The 15014-nt window shown below is 59.6% G+C and carries 10 protein-coding genes; 5 read left to right on the forward strand and 5 right to left on the reverse strand.

Annotated features, from left to right (window positions below; translation table 11 throughout):
* Positions 1-73: 73 nt before the first annotated feature.
* The gene (locus tag HQL56_00570) at positions 74-1156 is read right to left on the reverse strand and encodes a two-component system response regulator (GenBank protein MBF0308007.1); all 1083 of its coding nucleotides are present in this window, start codon (positions 1154-1156) and stop codon (positions 74-76) included.
* Between the two features lie 74 nt (positions 1157-1230).
* Here HQL56_00570 and HQL56_00575 point away from each other — a divergent pair, with 74 nt between their 5' ends.
* Positions 1231-2889, forward strand: coding sequence for a diguanylate cyclase (locus HQL56_00575; GenBank protein ID MBF0308008.1), 1659 nt, complete (start codon positions 1231-1233; stop codon positions 2887-2889).
* Between the two features lie 312 nt (positions 2890-3201).
* Here HQL56_00575 and HQL56_00580 read toward each other — a convergent pair whose 3' ends face one another.
* Positions 3202-4050 carry a class I SAM-dependent methyltransferase gene (locus HQL56_00580; protein MBF0308009.1) on the reverse strand — a complete coding sequence of 283 codons (849 nt, stop codon included), beginning with the start codon at positions 4048-4050 and terminating at the stop codon, positions 3202-3204.
* The gene (locus HQL56_00585) at positions 4047-6581 is read right to left on the reverse strand and encodes an EAL domain-containing protein (GenBank protein ID MBF0308010.1); all 2535 of its coding nucleotides are present in this window, start codon (positions 6579-6581) and stop codon (positions 4047-4049) included. Before HQL56_00585 ends, HQL56_00580 begins: the two co-directional genes overlap by 4 nt.
* Before the next feature lie 242 nt (positions 6582-6823).
* Between HQL56_00585 and HQL56_00590 the strand changes: the two genes are divergently transcribed.
* Positions 6824-7654 (forward strand): hypothetical protein, encoded by an 831-nt coding sequence (locus tag HQL56_00590; GenBank protein ID MBF0308011.1) that lies wholly within the window; start codon positions 6824-6826, stop codon positions 7652-7654.
* A gap of 151 nt (positions 7655-7805) precedes the next feature.
* A complete protein-coding gene (locus tag HQL56_00595; protein ID MBF0308012.1) occupies positions 7806-8333 on the forward strand; it encodes a M48 family metallopeptidase in 528 nt (175 codons plus the stop codon).
* A gap of 590 nt (positions 8334-8923) precedes the next feature.
* On the opposite strand, the gene HQL56_00600 is transcribed toward HQL56_00595, so the two are convergent.
* Both HQL56_00600 and HQL56_00605 read right to left on the reverse strand, forming a co-directional pair.
* Positions 8924-10120: a hypothetical protein gene (locus HQL56_00600; protein ID MBF0308013.1), complete on the reverse strand. Its 1197-nt coding sequence runs from the start codon at positions 10118-10120 to the stop codon at positions 8924-8926.
* A 114-nt stretch (positions 10121-10234) separates the two neighbouring features.
* Positions 10235-10852: a DedA family protein gene (locus HQL56_00605; GenBank protein MBF0308014.1), complete on the reverse strand. Its 618-nt coding sequence runs from the start codon at positions 10850-10852 to the stop codon at positions 10235-10237.
* 390 nt (positions 10853-11242) lie between these two features.
* Between HQL56_00605 and HQL56_00610 the strand changes: the two genes are divergently transcribed.
* The gene (locus HQL56_00610; protein MBF0308015.1) at positions 11243-12202 is read left to right on the forward strand and encodes a phosphate/phosphite/phosphonate ABC transporter substrate-binding protein; all 960 of its coding nucleotides are present in this window, start codon (positions 11243-11245) and stop codon (positions 12200-12202) included.
* A complete protein-coding gene (locus HQL56_00615; protein MBF0308016.1) occupies positions 12199-15003 on the forward strand; it encodes a response regulator in 2805 nt (934 codons plus the stop codon). The genes HQL56_00610 and HQL56_00615 overlap by 4 nt, the downstream gene beginning before the upstream one ends.
* Positions 15004-15014 lie beyond the last annotated feature (11 nt).

Here is a 15014-nt window from a genome sequence, read left to right on the forward strand (position 1 = left end):
ATAAGAAGCCTTCCCCCGTTGCGGCGAATTGTAGCAATTCTTCTGCCGGTCGAACAGGTATGGTGAAAGAAGGTCAGCGTGAGGGATCCGTCTCCGGGTCGGCGAAGTCCAGCGCCGTCTGCCGGAAGTCCTCCACCCGGGCATTGAAAGCGTCCACCACATCCGGGTCAAAATGGGTATTGCGGTTTTCTCGAATGATTCTTTCGGCCTCCGGATGGGAAAAAGCCGATTTATAGACCCGGCAACTGATGAGGGCGTCGAAGACATCGGCCAGAGCCATGAGGCGTCCGGAGATCGGAATGGCGTCTCCTGCCAGGCCTCGGGGATAGCCGGCGCCGTCCCATTTTTCGTGATGGGTGAAGGCAATTTCGCTGGCGAGATGGAGAAAGGAGGTGGATCCCAGGCTGCGTTGAGCGGCTTCCAGGGTTTTGTAGCCCAGAAGGGTATGATCCTTCATGCGCTCGAACTCTTCCGCCGTCAGTTTGCCGGGTTTGAGCAGAATCTGGTCGGGGATGCCCACTTTGCCCATGTCGTGGAGGGGTGCGGATTTGAACAGCATGTCCACCATGGTGTCCGTCAGGGTGTCCCGGAAGCGGGGGTGTCGTTGCAGGACCGAAGCGAGGATACGAACATAATGCTGGGTACGACGGATGTGTCCTCCGGTTTCGGGATCACGGGTTTCCGCCAGGGAGGCCAGGGCGTGGATGGTGGCTTCCTGGGTGATGGCGATTTCCCGGGTGCGTTGCTCGACCAGTTCTTCCAGATGGTCCTTGTGCCGTTTGAGTTCCACCTGGCTGCGGACACGAGCCTTGACCAGGCGGGGCACAATCGGTTTGGTGATAAAATCGACGGCTCCGACGGTCAATCCTCTGACTTCCGCCTCGGTTTCCGCCAACGCCGTGACAAACAGCACCGGAATACTCCAGGTTATCGGATCCGACTTAAGGCGGAGACAAACCTCGAAACCATCCATGCCGGGCATCATGACATCCAGCAGAATGACATCCGGAGGATTGGATTCCCGGGCCAGTTGCAGGGCGGTTTCTCCATCCCGGGCCACCACGATGGTATAATCGTGGCGCAGGGTCTCCGCGAGGATGCGAAGGTTGCCCGGATTGTCATCCACCAGTAGAATCTTGGGGCGGCTCGAATCCATGTGCTTTCGAAAGGGCATGGGGAATAGTAGCGACCTGGTGATAAAGATAGCACGAAACAGGACAAGTGAAACACATGTCTGAAAAAAGTCTCCCACCGGCCCTGATGGAAAAACTCAACCTGGCCTGTCGCAACTGGGCGGGCGAGTTACCGGCGCGATTGCGCAAGATTCAGGAGATCTGGACCGGGCTGCAACCGGACTCCTGGCAAAAGGAGCGCTTCGACACGCTGCATCGCATGGTGCATTCCCTGGCCGGATCGGGGGCCACCTTCGGTTTCCCCAGGGTAGGCGAAAAGGCCCGGGTGATGGAGAATCTCATCGCCACCTGGTGTTTGCGCGGTGAGGTTCCGGATCAGACGGGACGGAACGCCGTTTCCCAGGCGTTACAGCATCTGGTGGAGCAGATCGCCCTGGATTTGCGGACGGGCCCCGCACCGATCATGGTCGAGGAGGCTGAGGAGAGTCAGAAAACACCACCTCGTGAGGCAGCGCTGATATTACTGGCAGAGCCCGACGCGCTTTGGAGCAAAACACTCGGGCAGCAGTTGGCCTGTTACGGCTATCGGGTGGAAACATGCACCACGCTCGATATTCTGCTGCGCCGTCTGGAAGTGGTTTCGCCGGGAGTGGTGATTCTCAACGTGGCCATGCCGGATGGCGATGGTGCGCTTTACTGGCGGCGTTTTCGGGAAGAACGGGAAAATCTACCCCCAGTCATTTTCATCACCCGGCAGGGCGATCTGGAGACCCGGTTGAACGTGGTTCGGGCCGGGGGGGTGACGCTTTTCGAAAAACCGGTGGACATCACCCGTTTGGTGGACACGTTGGATGAGCTGGTGCATCCGCTGCACGAGGAGCCCTATCGCATTCTGGTGGTGGACGATTCCAGGGCCTTGGCCCAGCATTTGGCCAATATTCTGGAAGAGGGGGGCATGCAGACCAAGGTGGTCAACAATCCTTTGGATGTGTTGGAACATCTGCACGAATTCCGGCCGGATCTGGCTTTGATGGATCTCTACATGCCGCAGTGTACCGGATTGGAACTGGCGCGGGTCATTCGGCAGCAGCCTGTTTTTGTTGGCATGCCGATCGTTTTTCTGTCGGGTGAAAAGAACCTGGATAAGCAACTCAGCGCCATGGCCACGGGAGGGGATGATTTTCTGACCAAGCCGATTCAGCCGGATCATCTGGTTCGGTCGGTATTGACGCGGGTCAGGCGGTCGCGGATTTTGCAGGGGTTCATGATCAAGGACAGTTTGACGGGTCTTTATAATCACACGCGCACCAAGGAGCAGTTGGCTTTGGCGGTCGGGCGGGCGCAACGGTTGGGCAAGCCGTTGGCGATGGCCATGGTCGATATCGACAAGTTCAAGTCGGTTAACGACACCTATGGGCATCCCACGGGGGATCGGGTGATTCGGAGTCTTTCCCGATTGTTGCGGCAGCGGGTGCGTTCCACGGATATCGTAGGGCGGTATGGCGGGGAGGAGTTTGCGGTTATTTTTCCGGAGACGGATGGTGAAACGGCCTTGGGGGTGATGGATACGTTGCGGGAGGCGTTTTCGACGATTCAGCATCAGTTCGAGGAGACGGTTTTCACGCGGACGTTTTCCTGTGGGGTGGCGGCGTTTCCGGGGCAGCAGACGGCGACGGCGTTGAATGATGCGGCGGATCGGGCGTTGTACGAGGCGAAGAACGGGGGGAGGAATCGGGTGGTGTTGGCGGGGAAGTGAGACACCAATCCGTTGACTTTATAATATTTCCTTTGGCGTAACCATTCAGACCCCTGAACAGTGCGGCATGATTGTGTCAACGGCGAAAGGAAAAGTCCCAGGGCGCTGCCCTGGACCCGTCGGGGGGGATAATCCCCCCCGAACCCCCGTATATCTGAATTGTTACCCTTTGACTTTCAATAAATCCTTTTAATTAATAAAAAGGGTTGGGGGAGTCTGAGGGGGAGCTCTGCTGCCCCCTCAGGGTTTTTCCTTGCCTTTCCCTTTAAAAATATTACCGCTGTTCAGGATCCTGCACAGCGCATATTCGTTTCAACGGCAAAAGGAAGAGTCCCAGGGTGCTGCCCTGGATCCGTCGGGGGGGATAATCCCCTCCGAACCCCCATCTACCTGAACAGATGGCAACTTTCGAGTATTCAGCCCCGCCTTCACCATCAAGGGCCAGCTCACCCTGCGTTCCCCCTCCCCCCACATCGTGGCCAACCGCTGCTCCAGCGCCACCACCGGATCCTGTCCCGTGGCCTTGAGACAGGCCCCGGTCGCCGACCAACTGCGCAAATAGCCCATCAATTCCGCCAAACACCACGACTGCGCCATGCAGAACTCGGGAACCTCCCCGATCGGATCAAAGGGAAACGGCAGCTCCCGATACCCCGTCTCCACATGATGTCTCTCCGGCGGCCAATAAGGCCCCACCACCCGGTGATAAAAGCGCTCCACCTCGCGCCCCACCTCTTCACCCGCCACCCGGAGAATGCCGTAACACCAGACGGCAATCACCCCACCCGGCTTCAACACCCGTTTAACCTCGGCGTAAAACCGCTCCGGATCGAACCAGTGCAGCGCCTGGGCCACAATCACCAGATCACAGCTCGCCGTTTCCAGACCGCTCTCTTCCGCAGGAGCCACCCGATAGACGATGCCCGGATGCCGCATGGCCTTTCCGATCTGGCCGGCACTGGCATCCGTGGCCAATACCCGCTCGAAATGGGCCGTCAAAGCCAGGGAAGCCTGTCCGGAACCCGCGCCGCAATCCCAGGCCTGGCGATGCTCCCGGCACAGGGAAGCCAGCCAGGTGAACAACTCCGCCGGATAAGTGGGCCGATGCCGGGCATAATGGGCGGAAACCGGATCGAAGTGGTCCGAAAAGGCCACCTTCACCCCTCCCCCAAGGAACGGGGATCCCGCAACAACGCTTCCAGCTTCTCCGCCGGCTGGGGCCGACTGTAATAATAGCCCTGAATCTCGTCACAAAGCTGGGTCCGCAGATAATTCAGATGCTCCAGCGTCTCCACCCCCTCGGCAACCACTTTCAGACCCAGATTGTGAGCCATGGAAATAATGGCCGCCACAATCGAGGCATCATTGGAATCGATGCTCAAATCCCTCACAAACGACTGGTCAATCTTGAGCGCATTGATCGGAAACCGCTTCAACGTACTCAACGACGAATATCCCGTGCCGAAATCATCCATGGAAAGCGTTAAACCCAAAGCCGTCAACTGCTCCAAAATGGCCATCGCCCGATCCAAATCCTCCATCATCAGACTTTCGGTGATCTCCAGATTCAGATACCTGGCCTCCAACCCGGTCTTTTCCAATACCTGCTGTACCTGTTCCACCAAATCCTTCTGGCGAAACTGACGCACCGACAGATTCACCGCCATTACAAACGGTCCCAAGCCGGCATCATTCCACACCTTGACCTGCCGACACGCCGTCTCGATGGTCCACAATCCCATCGGCACGATCAATCCCGTCTCTTCGGCAACCGGAATGAACTCTCCCGGAGAGACCATGGTGCCATCCGCCTGGCGCCAGCGAATCAACGCCTCCATGCCGGTAATACGATCCAACTCGACATCGACCTTCGGCTGGTAATAGAGAACAAACTCCTCCCGCTCCAATCCCTTGCGCAGATCCGCCTCCAGCCGCATGCGACGGGCGGCCTTCTGATCCATGGCTTCGGTGTAAAACTGAAAGTTGTTGCGACCCGCATCCTTGGCCCGGTTGGTGGCCAGATCCACATTGCGGATCAGGGTATCCACGTCGTTGCCATCTCCGGGAAAAATGGTGATCCCCATGCTGACAGTCACATAGAGGTCATGGTCACCCAAATGAAAAGGTTCTTCTATAACTTGGAAAAGTTTTTGAATGACATTCATCGCATCCCGGGTCTGTTGCAAACCCTCCAGGATGATAGCAAATTCATCACCACCCAAACGACAGGCCGTATCCCCTTCCCTCAAACTGTCCCGAGTACGACGGGCCACCTCCTGGATCAGACGATCGCCACTGGCCAACCCCAAGCTGTCGTTGACATTTTTGAACAAATCCAGGTCGAACATGACCACCGCCACCTGACCCCGGCTGCGATGAGCCTGATGAATGGCATGCTGCAAACGCTCCCTGAAGAGATGGCGATTGGGCAATCCGGTGAGCGGGTCGTAATTGAGTCGATAGCGCAACTCCTCCTCGGTGCGTTTGGCCTCGGAGAGATCATGGAAAATGGCCACCACCCGGAAAAGTTCCCCGGAGGGGTTGTTCACTGCCGTCATGGCATATTGTTCGGGATAGATCTCCCCATTGCGCCGGCGATTCCACAACTCTCCACGCCACTCTCCGCTCTGCAGCATTCCCCTCCAGCCCAGGCGAAAAGCATCGACATGATCCGAACTGATCCGCAACGCCTCCGCCTTGCATCCTATAACTTCGGAGCTTTCCATCCCCGTCATAGAGGTAAAAGCAGCATTCACCGAGAGAATCTCTCCCTCGGCATTCATCACCATCACCCCTTCCAGCGTACTTTCAAGAATTTTTTCAATGACCCGCCACTGGTTGTCCATCAGGGTCATGGCATCCTCGAAGGTGCGGGTGGCAATGCGCAACTGTTCCCGCGCCACCCACTCCTCGGTGATGTCATGCACCACACCCACCAGGTGTTTGGCCCCCTCCTCCGTGCAAACCACCTCCCCCCACTGACGGACGACCCGTTCCTGGCCGTCCGGACGGACAACCCGATGGTTGAGGGAAAACGGTTCACACCGATGTCGCGCCCGCACCAAGGCCCGCAGCACCCGAAAACGATCCCCGGTATGCACCGCCTGTAAAAAATGGCGGGTGGTGACCACCTGCCCGGCCGAACGATCCAGGCCGAAAATGCGGAACATCTCGTCGGACCAGAACATGGTCCCGTTCTGCAGATCCATCTCCCAGTTGGCGAACCGCGCCAGGGACTGGGCGCGCAACATGCTCTCCCGATGGGCCAGCAACTCCCGTTGCGATCTTCTCTGCTCCGTAACATCCTCACCCGCGTGGAGGAAACCCAGGCATCGGCCCGCTTCATCCTTCAACAGGGAGGTGTGCCAGATGATCAGACATTCCCGGCCATCGCGAGTCATCACCGTGTTTTCGTGTTGAACGATCTCTTCGGAACCGTCACGGTTCAATTGGTCGAAAAAGTGTCGCGCCGCCTGGCGCTGATCAACGGGAACAACCGTCTCGAACCAGTCCCGCCCGGACAGCCTCTTCCGCTGCCAGCCCAGCAAACGACAAAACCGCTGGTTGAGAAAAGCAATGCGCCCACGACAATCCAATACCACAAACAGCGTGGCGGCAATATCCAGACAGGCACGGGTTTTTTCACCGAGCAATCCGGCTGTCTTTTGCACTTTTTTTAGACGATTGCTCATGGATTCATCACTGACCGTCAAATGCGGGTTCGAGGATAACCTCGCATCATCTTCCTTCCGCTGGGACAATGGCAATCAATTTTTACATTTTTTCTATCGAATTTTTTTATAACCTATAAAGATTATCAAATATGGAAACCTGGCCTGTCTGCAAGTAGAATGGGATCCCTGATAATCATCCCGTGAACCTCACCGCCAGTCAAAGGCCGGGCGGACGTATGCCTTCAGCACGAGGGAGAAGCATGACCGCGACCAATTTGATGGGAATCCTGGGCTTGATCGGCCTGATCGGAGGCATGTTTTGGATGTTGTTGCAGGAGTTGGGCAAGAGCCGCTCCCCTGCCCGCAGCGCTCCCCGCCGCGAGAGTTCTACACTGAAGGAAGTGGCATTACCAGTCACCCGTTTCGAAGGTCCCGCGCCGGACCCGACTCCGGTAACCATTGTCGACGAAGCTGTGGAAGCGCCTTCTTGCCGGGTGACGCCTCATTCGGTTTCGTCCGAACCGGTTCTGGTGGGGAATGGGGAATCTTCCGGGAAGCGTTGGCGTTATCCGCCGTGTCAGCCGTTTCCCTTGCCCGCCCTGCCGGAGAAGTTCGACAAGGTTTATCAGGCTCGCAGTTTGGGGGGTGAGCCCGGTGCTATTTACGAACTCAATCCGGTGACTCAGACCTGTAGCTGCGAGGATTTCAAGACGTTGCGGGCCGTCTTTCCCACGGGCGACGTGCGGCGGGTGTGTGCGCATATTGCCATGAAGTTTCAGCAGATTCGGGCGCGGGAGTTTTTCGATCCGTTGACCTGGGCCATGGTATCGTCCAGCACCTTTTCGCGCCGGGATGCCTGTTATGCGCGACTGCCCGGCAAGGCAGGGGAGAGTGGAGTGGGTTACACGCCGGGGCTGGAGGTGGTCAATGTGTTGACCCGGAAGCGTCGCACGGTGGATGGTGCATCCCAGGATGCGACGGGGGATTATGCCTGGTTTTCTTATGACCTGGCGGCGGAGAAGTGGTTGGAAAAGGATCCCATGGCCGAGGAGTTGACGGGGGAGGTACGGCGCTATTTCGGCTTGGGCTGATCATCTGTTCGGTGAATACGGGGTTCGGGGGGGGATTATCCCCTTCGGACCCCCGTATCTTTTGCCAAGGGATTCCGCTGTGGACAATCGGCTCGAAACGGATAGAGGCGTTATTTCGTACCGCTTGTGTCGTCATCCGCGCCGGCAGCGTATGGCTGTTGTGGTGACTGCTGCCGGAGAGGTGGAACTGCGGCTGCCGATGCGTTGTTCCCTGTTGCGGGCGCAAGGCTTTCTGGCCAGTCAGACCGAGTGGATTTTGGGGCGGTTGGCTGCGCTGCCCGAGCTGGAAACCCGATCTCCGCCGGTATTGACTTATTTGGGGCGTTCGGTACCTCAAGGCGGGTCTGACACGGAAGTCTGGTTGAAGGATCGGGCACGGCGGTATTTGCCGGCGCGGCTCTTTTTTCTGGCCCGGAAGCATGGTTTGGAGCCGCAGCGGGTGCAGGTCCGGGATCAACGCAGTCGTTGGGGGAGTTGTTCTTCTCGGGGCACTGTCAGTCTCAACTGGCGTTTGATTCAGTTGCCGCGACGATTGTCGGATGCGGTGCTGCTGCATGAGTTGGCCCATTTGGTTCATTTGAACCATGGTCCCGGGTTTCAACGGTGGTTGGATGGGGCGGATCCGGGATGGCGGGCGCATCGGCGGGAGTTGCGCGGGCTGTGGAATGAGGTGAGGTGAGGTGGGATGGGGTGAGGTGAGGTGAGGTGAGGTGAGGTGGGGTGGGGTGGGGTGATCTTTTCAGTCATACGGGGGTCCGGGGGGGATTATCCCCCCCGGCGGGGTTCGGGGCGGAGCCCCGAGGTGTTGCCGTTGCGGTCCGCTGCAGCCAATGAAATCCCAAAAGTCCCCACCCGCACCCAACGGATTTATCGCAGCGGACCGCGGGGGGGCAAGGGGGGGCCTCATCCCCCCCTCCTTGAACCCGCCCCACGACGAGAAGCAGGGCCAACCCTCCGCATCGAGCCTCACGGCGAACGGCAACGGCGAACGGCAACGGATGGGGGGATGAGGCCCCCCCTTGCCCCCCCGCGGTCCGCTGCGTTTCTCAAGATCGCATTTGGAATCGGCTTTTTGTGCTTCCATTGGCTGCAGCGGACCGCAACGGCAACAGACACGGCAACAGACACGGCAGCAGACACGGCAGCAGACACGGCAGCAGGCACGGCAGCAGACACGGCAGCAGACACGGCAACAGACACGGCAACACCTCGGGGCTCCGCCCCGAACCCCGCCGGGGGGGATAATCCCCCCCGGACCCCCGTATATCTTCAACAGCCCATCAGGCTCCGCAAACGCCACGCCTTGGCACTCCAGGACTCCTCCTTCACCACCTCCCGTCGCCCCTGCGCCAACCGCATCCCCTCCCCCCGCATCGTCGCCAACACCCGGACATAATCCTCCCCACTCCCCTCCCCCACCCAGGCGATATGCCCCTCGAAACGCCGCAACGACGGCACCCGCGTCGCCAACACCGGCAGACCCATGGCCAGATACTCCACCCCCTTCAAGGGATCACTGGCCATGGTGAAAGCATTGAGCCGATACGGCACCCCCCCCGCCTGACAATGCCGCATAAACGCCGGAACCCGCTGCAACGCCACCGGCGCCAGAACATGCCACGGCATTCCCGAACCCGGTTGCAACCACGCCTTCACCTCTCCATCCAGATCCGGCGACAAACCTCCCAGAAAAACCCACTGCCACTCCGGTAACAGACAACTCGCCGCCCGAATCCCCTCCCAATCCAACCGCCCGGAAAGATGCCCCGCCACAAGAATCCGCGGTCGGGGAATCGCCGCCAACTCCTCCGGTTCCGGCCAGTCACGATCGGGATCAAAGAGATACTCGTCATAACCATTGCCCAGAACCGCAATGGGAACGCTCTGCCTCATCCGCATCAACAAACGCCCCGCCAACGTCTCACTGACGCAGACCACATGATCCACCCCCGCCAGAAGACGCCTCTCCAGCTCCAACTCCCCCGGAATGACATCGCCCTCCAACGTCACCGTATGGTCGTCAATGGCCAGATAAGCCTGCTGGGTCGCCTGCAGACGATTGAGCAGGGAACACTGCACAGGCATGTCGAAAAGCACGTTCCGCCTGCCCCGTACCGGTCCCAGCAAGGCATTGAGCTCCCGTAACAACAGATGCCGGTTCAACGCGCCGGCAAAAGCCCCGGCCACCGGCAACCGTTCGGGAAAATAGAGGGGGGTATAGAGCCAAGCCGCAGGAAACGACTCCAAGCGCTGCACACGGGAGGAAAAAGCCGGAAGACGACGATGTTTCAAAACACTGAACGGCGTGTTGACCACCACCACCGGATCCTGCCCCGCCAGACGCATGGGCAACGCCCGGCGCAACGAAGAAGGCTTGGGGGCTTTGGTGGCAAAAAAAATCCATTGTACCTCGGAAGGAGCGCTCCCTTGAAATCCGGAGCGATCGGACCCACCCGATCCATTCATGTCCTTCACCCGTTCGAGCCGCTTCGGAGGAGAACCCCTCCGGTTCTTTCCGAGTGTCAAGGATGCCGGTATGCGACGATGCGCAGGAGAAACGGCCCCTCGTATCCTTGAAATTCAAAGCGGTGACGGCGCACGAGGCCGTTTTTTCTCCTGCTCCTCTTCCTCACGATCTTTACGATATCCACGCCACTTCTGGATAGCCCAAATCAAAACACCGATACCAACAAAGATACCAAGTACATACATCTGAGCATGTTCGGCTTCGCCGATGAATTGTTCGATGCTGCGACCGAACCAGTATCCCGCCGTGCCGAAGCTGATGGCCCAAACCGCCGCCGCCAGAAAATTGAGCAGGAAAAAGCGATAGGTGGGCACCCGGCTCATGCCGACGGCGAAGGGTGTGACGTTGCGCACCCCGTAGACGAAGCGAAAGGAGAGGATGAACCAGGTATCGTACTTGTTGAGCAGATACAACACCAAGGTAATACGACGACGCCATTGTCGCGAGCGGTTGGGCATGAGCTTGCGCCCGAAACGACGGCCCAGGAAAAAGTAGAGCTGGTCTCCGGAAAAGGTGCCGCCAAACGCGGAGAGGATGCACAGGGGCAGAGAGAGCCAACCGAGGCTTGCGGCATAGCCCGCTACCAACAGAATGGTCTCTCCTTCCAGAAAGGTGCCGATGAAAAGCACCCAATAACCATATTCTTCCAGAATTTTCAGTAAAGTATCCAAGAAACTCCTCCCCGCTTCCTGCGATCAACAGCTTATCCGCCTGCCATGGCGCGTCCCGGGACAAATCCATGCCATGCGTGTCCGGCTTGAAGCTTTGGTATATACCATAATGCGGCATTTTTCGAGTGGCATCGGTGTTCCGTTTCGTCAAGAACCGGATGCCCGCAATCGTGTCGTCAGAGGAATACACCGGTCCCTGCAAGGGAATGTTCCCCTCCGCATGCCCCGTTCCCGGTTGGGCTATCTTGCGGAGAAGTATCCGGTACCCTGAAGCGGTACTCACTACGGACTTTTTGGGAAGCACCCGCTAATCTTCTGGCACTTTTCAGGTGAAATCGTCATAATTGCCGTGTCGCGCCGCAAGGAAATGCACCACAACGGGGGAGGGAAATGCGACGACTTCGCGTCCTGCCGCACGCCGTGCGACTCGTTTGTTGTCTCCTCATGCTCCTGGTCCACTCCAACGGAGCAAAAGCCGAGATTCCGGAAACCGTCCTGCCCCGTTCCGCCCGGCTGGTGGTGGCCCAAATCGGCAACAACCCCCTTAAGTACCATGCCCAACTGGCTCCCCTGGTCGCTTACGTGGCTGATCGCATGGCCGACCTCGGCATCCGCCGGGGGGAAGTGGTGGTGGCCCGGAACCTGACCGAACTCAGCCGGAAGCTGGCCGCCGGCGAAGTGGACTGGTGCAATGCCACCATCCACGCCGCCTTCTCCCTCGAAGCCGACGGGTTGGCCGAACCCTTCCTGCTGCGCCATAAACAGGGCGTTTCTCTCTACAAGACCGTCTTCGTCAGTCGCGCCGAGGAGCCCCTCTCTTCGCTGGCCGATCTCCGGACGAAACGTATCGCCTTCGGCGAGACCGATTCCACCTCCTCCTTTCATCTGCCGAGCGCACTGGCGGTCGAAGCGGGTCTGGCGCTTTTTCCCCTGCAGCAGCCGGAACAAGCCGTGCCGCCTGCCAAAACCGGCTACCTCTTCGCCGGCACACCCCTCAATCAGGCGACCTGGGTGGTGCGCGGTCTCGCCGACGCGGCCGCGTTCAGCAATCTGGACTGGGAAACGCCTCAGTCCGTCCCCCCCGTCTTGCGGGACCGGCTGAAAATGTTCCACGTCTCCCAACCCGTGCCTCGCGCCCTGGAGCTGGTATCCCCCGCACTGGATGCCCGCCTCCGGGACCGCTTGCGGGAGATTCTCCTGAACGCCCCCGCCGACCCGGAGGGACGCCTGGCTTTGGAGGCCTATCAACAAACCAGCGGCTTCGCAACCATTTCGGATGAGCAGAAAGAGCTTCTCTCGAAGGCGCGGGCCCTGCTGAAGCGAACTCCCATCCCTCAGGGGCAGCCATGAATCTGCGTAACCGCTACATTCTGGTCATACTGGGAGCCATCGTTCTGGTTTCCGCCACCCTCGGAGGCCTGCTGCTGCACCAGTTCCGCGCCGCCGTCCAACAGGAGACCCACGCCGGACGGGAGGTGGTCGCACCGCTTCTCGAAAGCGAGTTGCGCCAAAAAGGGGAGTTCTTCACCCGGCTGCTGGCCAACCTGTTGGTCAACCCCGTCTACCGGCTCGACATGGAGGCTATCGGTCAGCTTCTGGAAGAGGCCCTGCGTCAACCCGATGTCCGTCTGGTTCAGGTGGTGGATCCGGAAGGAAAACTCCTGCATGACGGCAACCGCACCCTGCCCGATTACGGCAAGCCGATTCTGACTCCCGAAGCCGTCACTTCTCTGGCGACCTCGTCCGCTCCGACCGTGCGGAAAGAGCAGCACCTGGAAATCGTCATGCCGATCCTCATGGGCGGGCAGCTTATCGGCGGCGTGCGCATCCATTTCACCCTGGAGCGACTGAACGAACAGGTGCAGACCCTGAGCAACCGCATGATGGCCATCCACCACGAAGGTGAGGAACACAGCGTGCGGGTGGCCCTTTTTCTGATTGCCGGCCTGATCAGTCTGGGCATGATCCTGGCCATCACCGCCGCCAACAGTCTGATCCGGCCCATTCTGGCCCTGACCCGGCAGGCAGGCCGCCTGGGACAAGGGGAGATGGAACAACCCATCATTCTGCAGCGCGGTGATGAACTGGGCATGCTGGGAGCCGCCCTTGAAACCATGCGCCGGGATCTGCTCGAATCCAATCGCAAGATCAGCCAGCAAATGGAGGCCCTGCTGGCCAGTCAGCTCGCGGAAGCGCATTCCCAACACCAGAAAGAGCTCGCGGAAGCGGCCAATCGGGCCAAAAGCGCTTTTCTGGCCACCATGAGCCATGAAATCCGCTCTCCGATGAACGCCATCATCGGCATGACCGATCTGGTTCTCGATTCGGAACTGGACGCCGAACAACGCCATTATCTGCTGGTGGTGCAACAGGCTTCGGAGGCGCTGCTCTCCCTGATCAACAGCATTCTGGACCTCTCCAAGATCGAGGCGGGCCGGCTGGAGCTGGAAGATGTCGAATTCTCCCTGCAGGAGGTCATGGAACAGGTTTGTCTGACCCTGGCGGTCAAGGCTCACCAGAAGGGATTGGAGCTGCTGCTGGATGTTTCCCCCGAGGTGCCGAGGCTGCTGACCGGGGATCCGTTGCGCCTGCGCCAGATTCTGGTCAACCTGGTGGGCAACGCCATCAAGTTCACCGACACGGGCCACGTTCTGGTCGAGGTTCGCCTCTCCAGTCAGGAGAAAGCGGTTGCACACAAAGCCCTGCTGCATTTCACCGTTTGCGATACCGGTATCGGCATTCCCGCCAACCGGCTCGACGCGGTCTTCGACAGCTTTTCCCAGGCCGATCACTCCATCAGTCGACGCTACGGCGGCACCGGTCTCGGTCTGACCATCTCCCGGCAACTGGCGGTCCACATGAAGGGCGCCATGTGGGTGGAAAGCACCGTGGGCGAAGGCAGCCGCTTTCATTTCACCGCGCTTCTGGGATCTCCCGAAACGGTCGAAAACCAGTCTCCGGAGATGATCGTTCTGGCGGGATACCGCATGTTGGTCGCGGAACGCCACGCCACGGCGCGTCATCTGCTGTGCCACCCCTTGCGGATCTGGGGTGCGGAGGTGACGGAGGTGGATTGCGCAGCGGCCTTGCACAACACCCTGCTGGAGGCCCGGCAGAAAGGAGGGGATTTTCATCTGCTGCTGCTGGACGCCCCGATGCTGCAGGATGCGGACGAAGCCCTGGCCCTGGCGCTGTGTGCCCTGGGACCCTTTCAGCCCACCCTGCTTCTCTCCCCGGTGGGGGAGAAGCAGCGGGAGGGGAATCCCCTCTGCACCGCTCTCGACGTGCGGGGTCGTCTGGTGAAACCCCTGTTGCGCAGCCATCTGGTGCAGGCTCTGGCCACCGCCTTGAAACTGGGCGATTCCGGTGAAGAACCCGCTTCCCGGAAAGAAACGGTCTGCGAAAGCCGCCATCTGTTGTTGGTGGAAGATCGGCCCGATCACCGCCAGTTGGCTCTGGCCATTCTGAGCCGCGCGGGACATCGGGTCGAGGTGGTGGATAACGGTCGTGAGGCCCTGGAGTGGCTGGCCGGCCACCGTTGTCAGCTCATCCTCTCGGATGTCAACATGCCGGAAGTCGATGGGCTGGAGCTGGTGCGCGCCATCCGGCAGGGCAAGGTGGCCGGGGTACCCCGCGATTTTCCGCTGCTGGCCATCACCGCCTGCGCCTTGCAGGAGGATCGGGAACGCTGCCGGGAGGCGGGCTTCAGCGATTTCCTGGCCAAACCCTATCACCCCGAGGAGCTGCTGCAGCGTGTCGATCAACTGGCCCGAGAAAAAGAGGGGGGCGCCCCCTTCCCGGAACGGGTTGATACGCCGGTTCTTTCCCCTCCCCCCGGCCAGGAAAGTCCGTCCATGGCCATGGCGCGCCGCACCTTTTCCCGAAAGGCCGGGGAGATTCTGCACGCCCTGGATCAGGTTCCCGCCCATGCCGAATCCCAGGGAGTGGAACATCTGGCCCTGCGCCTGAAAGAACTGGCTGTCGCCGTCGGCGCACCCCAATTGCGGCAGGAAGCCTTCCGACTGGTCATGGCCGCCCGAAAATTCCATCCGGAGGCGTTGCACGCACACGCAAAAACGTTGCACGGCATGGTGCAAAAAGTGGAAAATCACCTGGCATCGGGACCCGCTGCCACTGACCTGTACGGCTAGAGAAGAAAGAC

The organism is Magnetococcales bacterium (assembly GCA_015231925.1).
In the GTDB taxonomy this organism is placed as follows: domain Bacteria; phylum Pseudomonadota; class Magnetococcia; order Magnetococcales; family JADGAQ01; genus JADGAQ01.

Excerpts from the sequence above, each read along its gene's own strand:
- HQL56_00610 (MBF0308015.1), top strand. The coding sequence starts at position 11,243 with ATGCGACGACTTCGCGTCCTGCCGCACGCCGTGCGACTCGTTTGTTGT.
- HQL56_00595 (MBF0308012.1), top strand. The coding sequence starts at position 7,806 with ATGGCTGTTGTGGTGACTGCTGCCGGAGAGGTGGAACTGCGGCTGCCG.
- HQL56_00575 (MBF0308008.1), top strand. The coding sequence starts at position 1,231 with ATGTCTGAAAAAAGTCTCCCACCGGCCCTGATGGAAAAACTCAACCTG.
- HQL56_00570 (MBF0308007.1), bottom strand. The coding sequence starts at position 1,156 with ATGGATTCGAGCCGCCCCAAGATTCTACTGGTGGATGACAATCCGGGC.
- HQL56_00615 (MBF0308016.1), top strand. The coding sequence starts at position 12,199 with ATGAATCTGCGTAACCGCTACATTCTGGTCATACTGGGAGCCATCGTT.
- HQL56_00585 (MBF0308010.1), bottom strand. The coding sequence starts at position 6,581 with ATGAGCAATCGTCTAAAAAAAGTGCAAAAGACAGCCGGATTGCTCGGT.
- HQL56_00600 (MBF0308013.1), bottom strand. The coding sequence starts at position 10,120 with ATGAATGGATCGGGTGGGTCCGATCGCTCCGGATTTCAAGGGAGCGCT.
- HQL56_00590 (MBF0308011.1), top strand. The coding sequence starts at position 6,824 with ATGACCGCGACCAATTTGATGGGAATCCTGGGCTTGATCGGCCTGATC.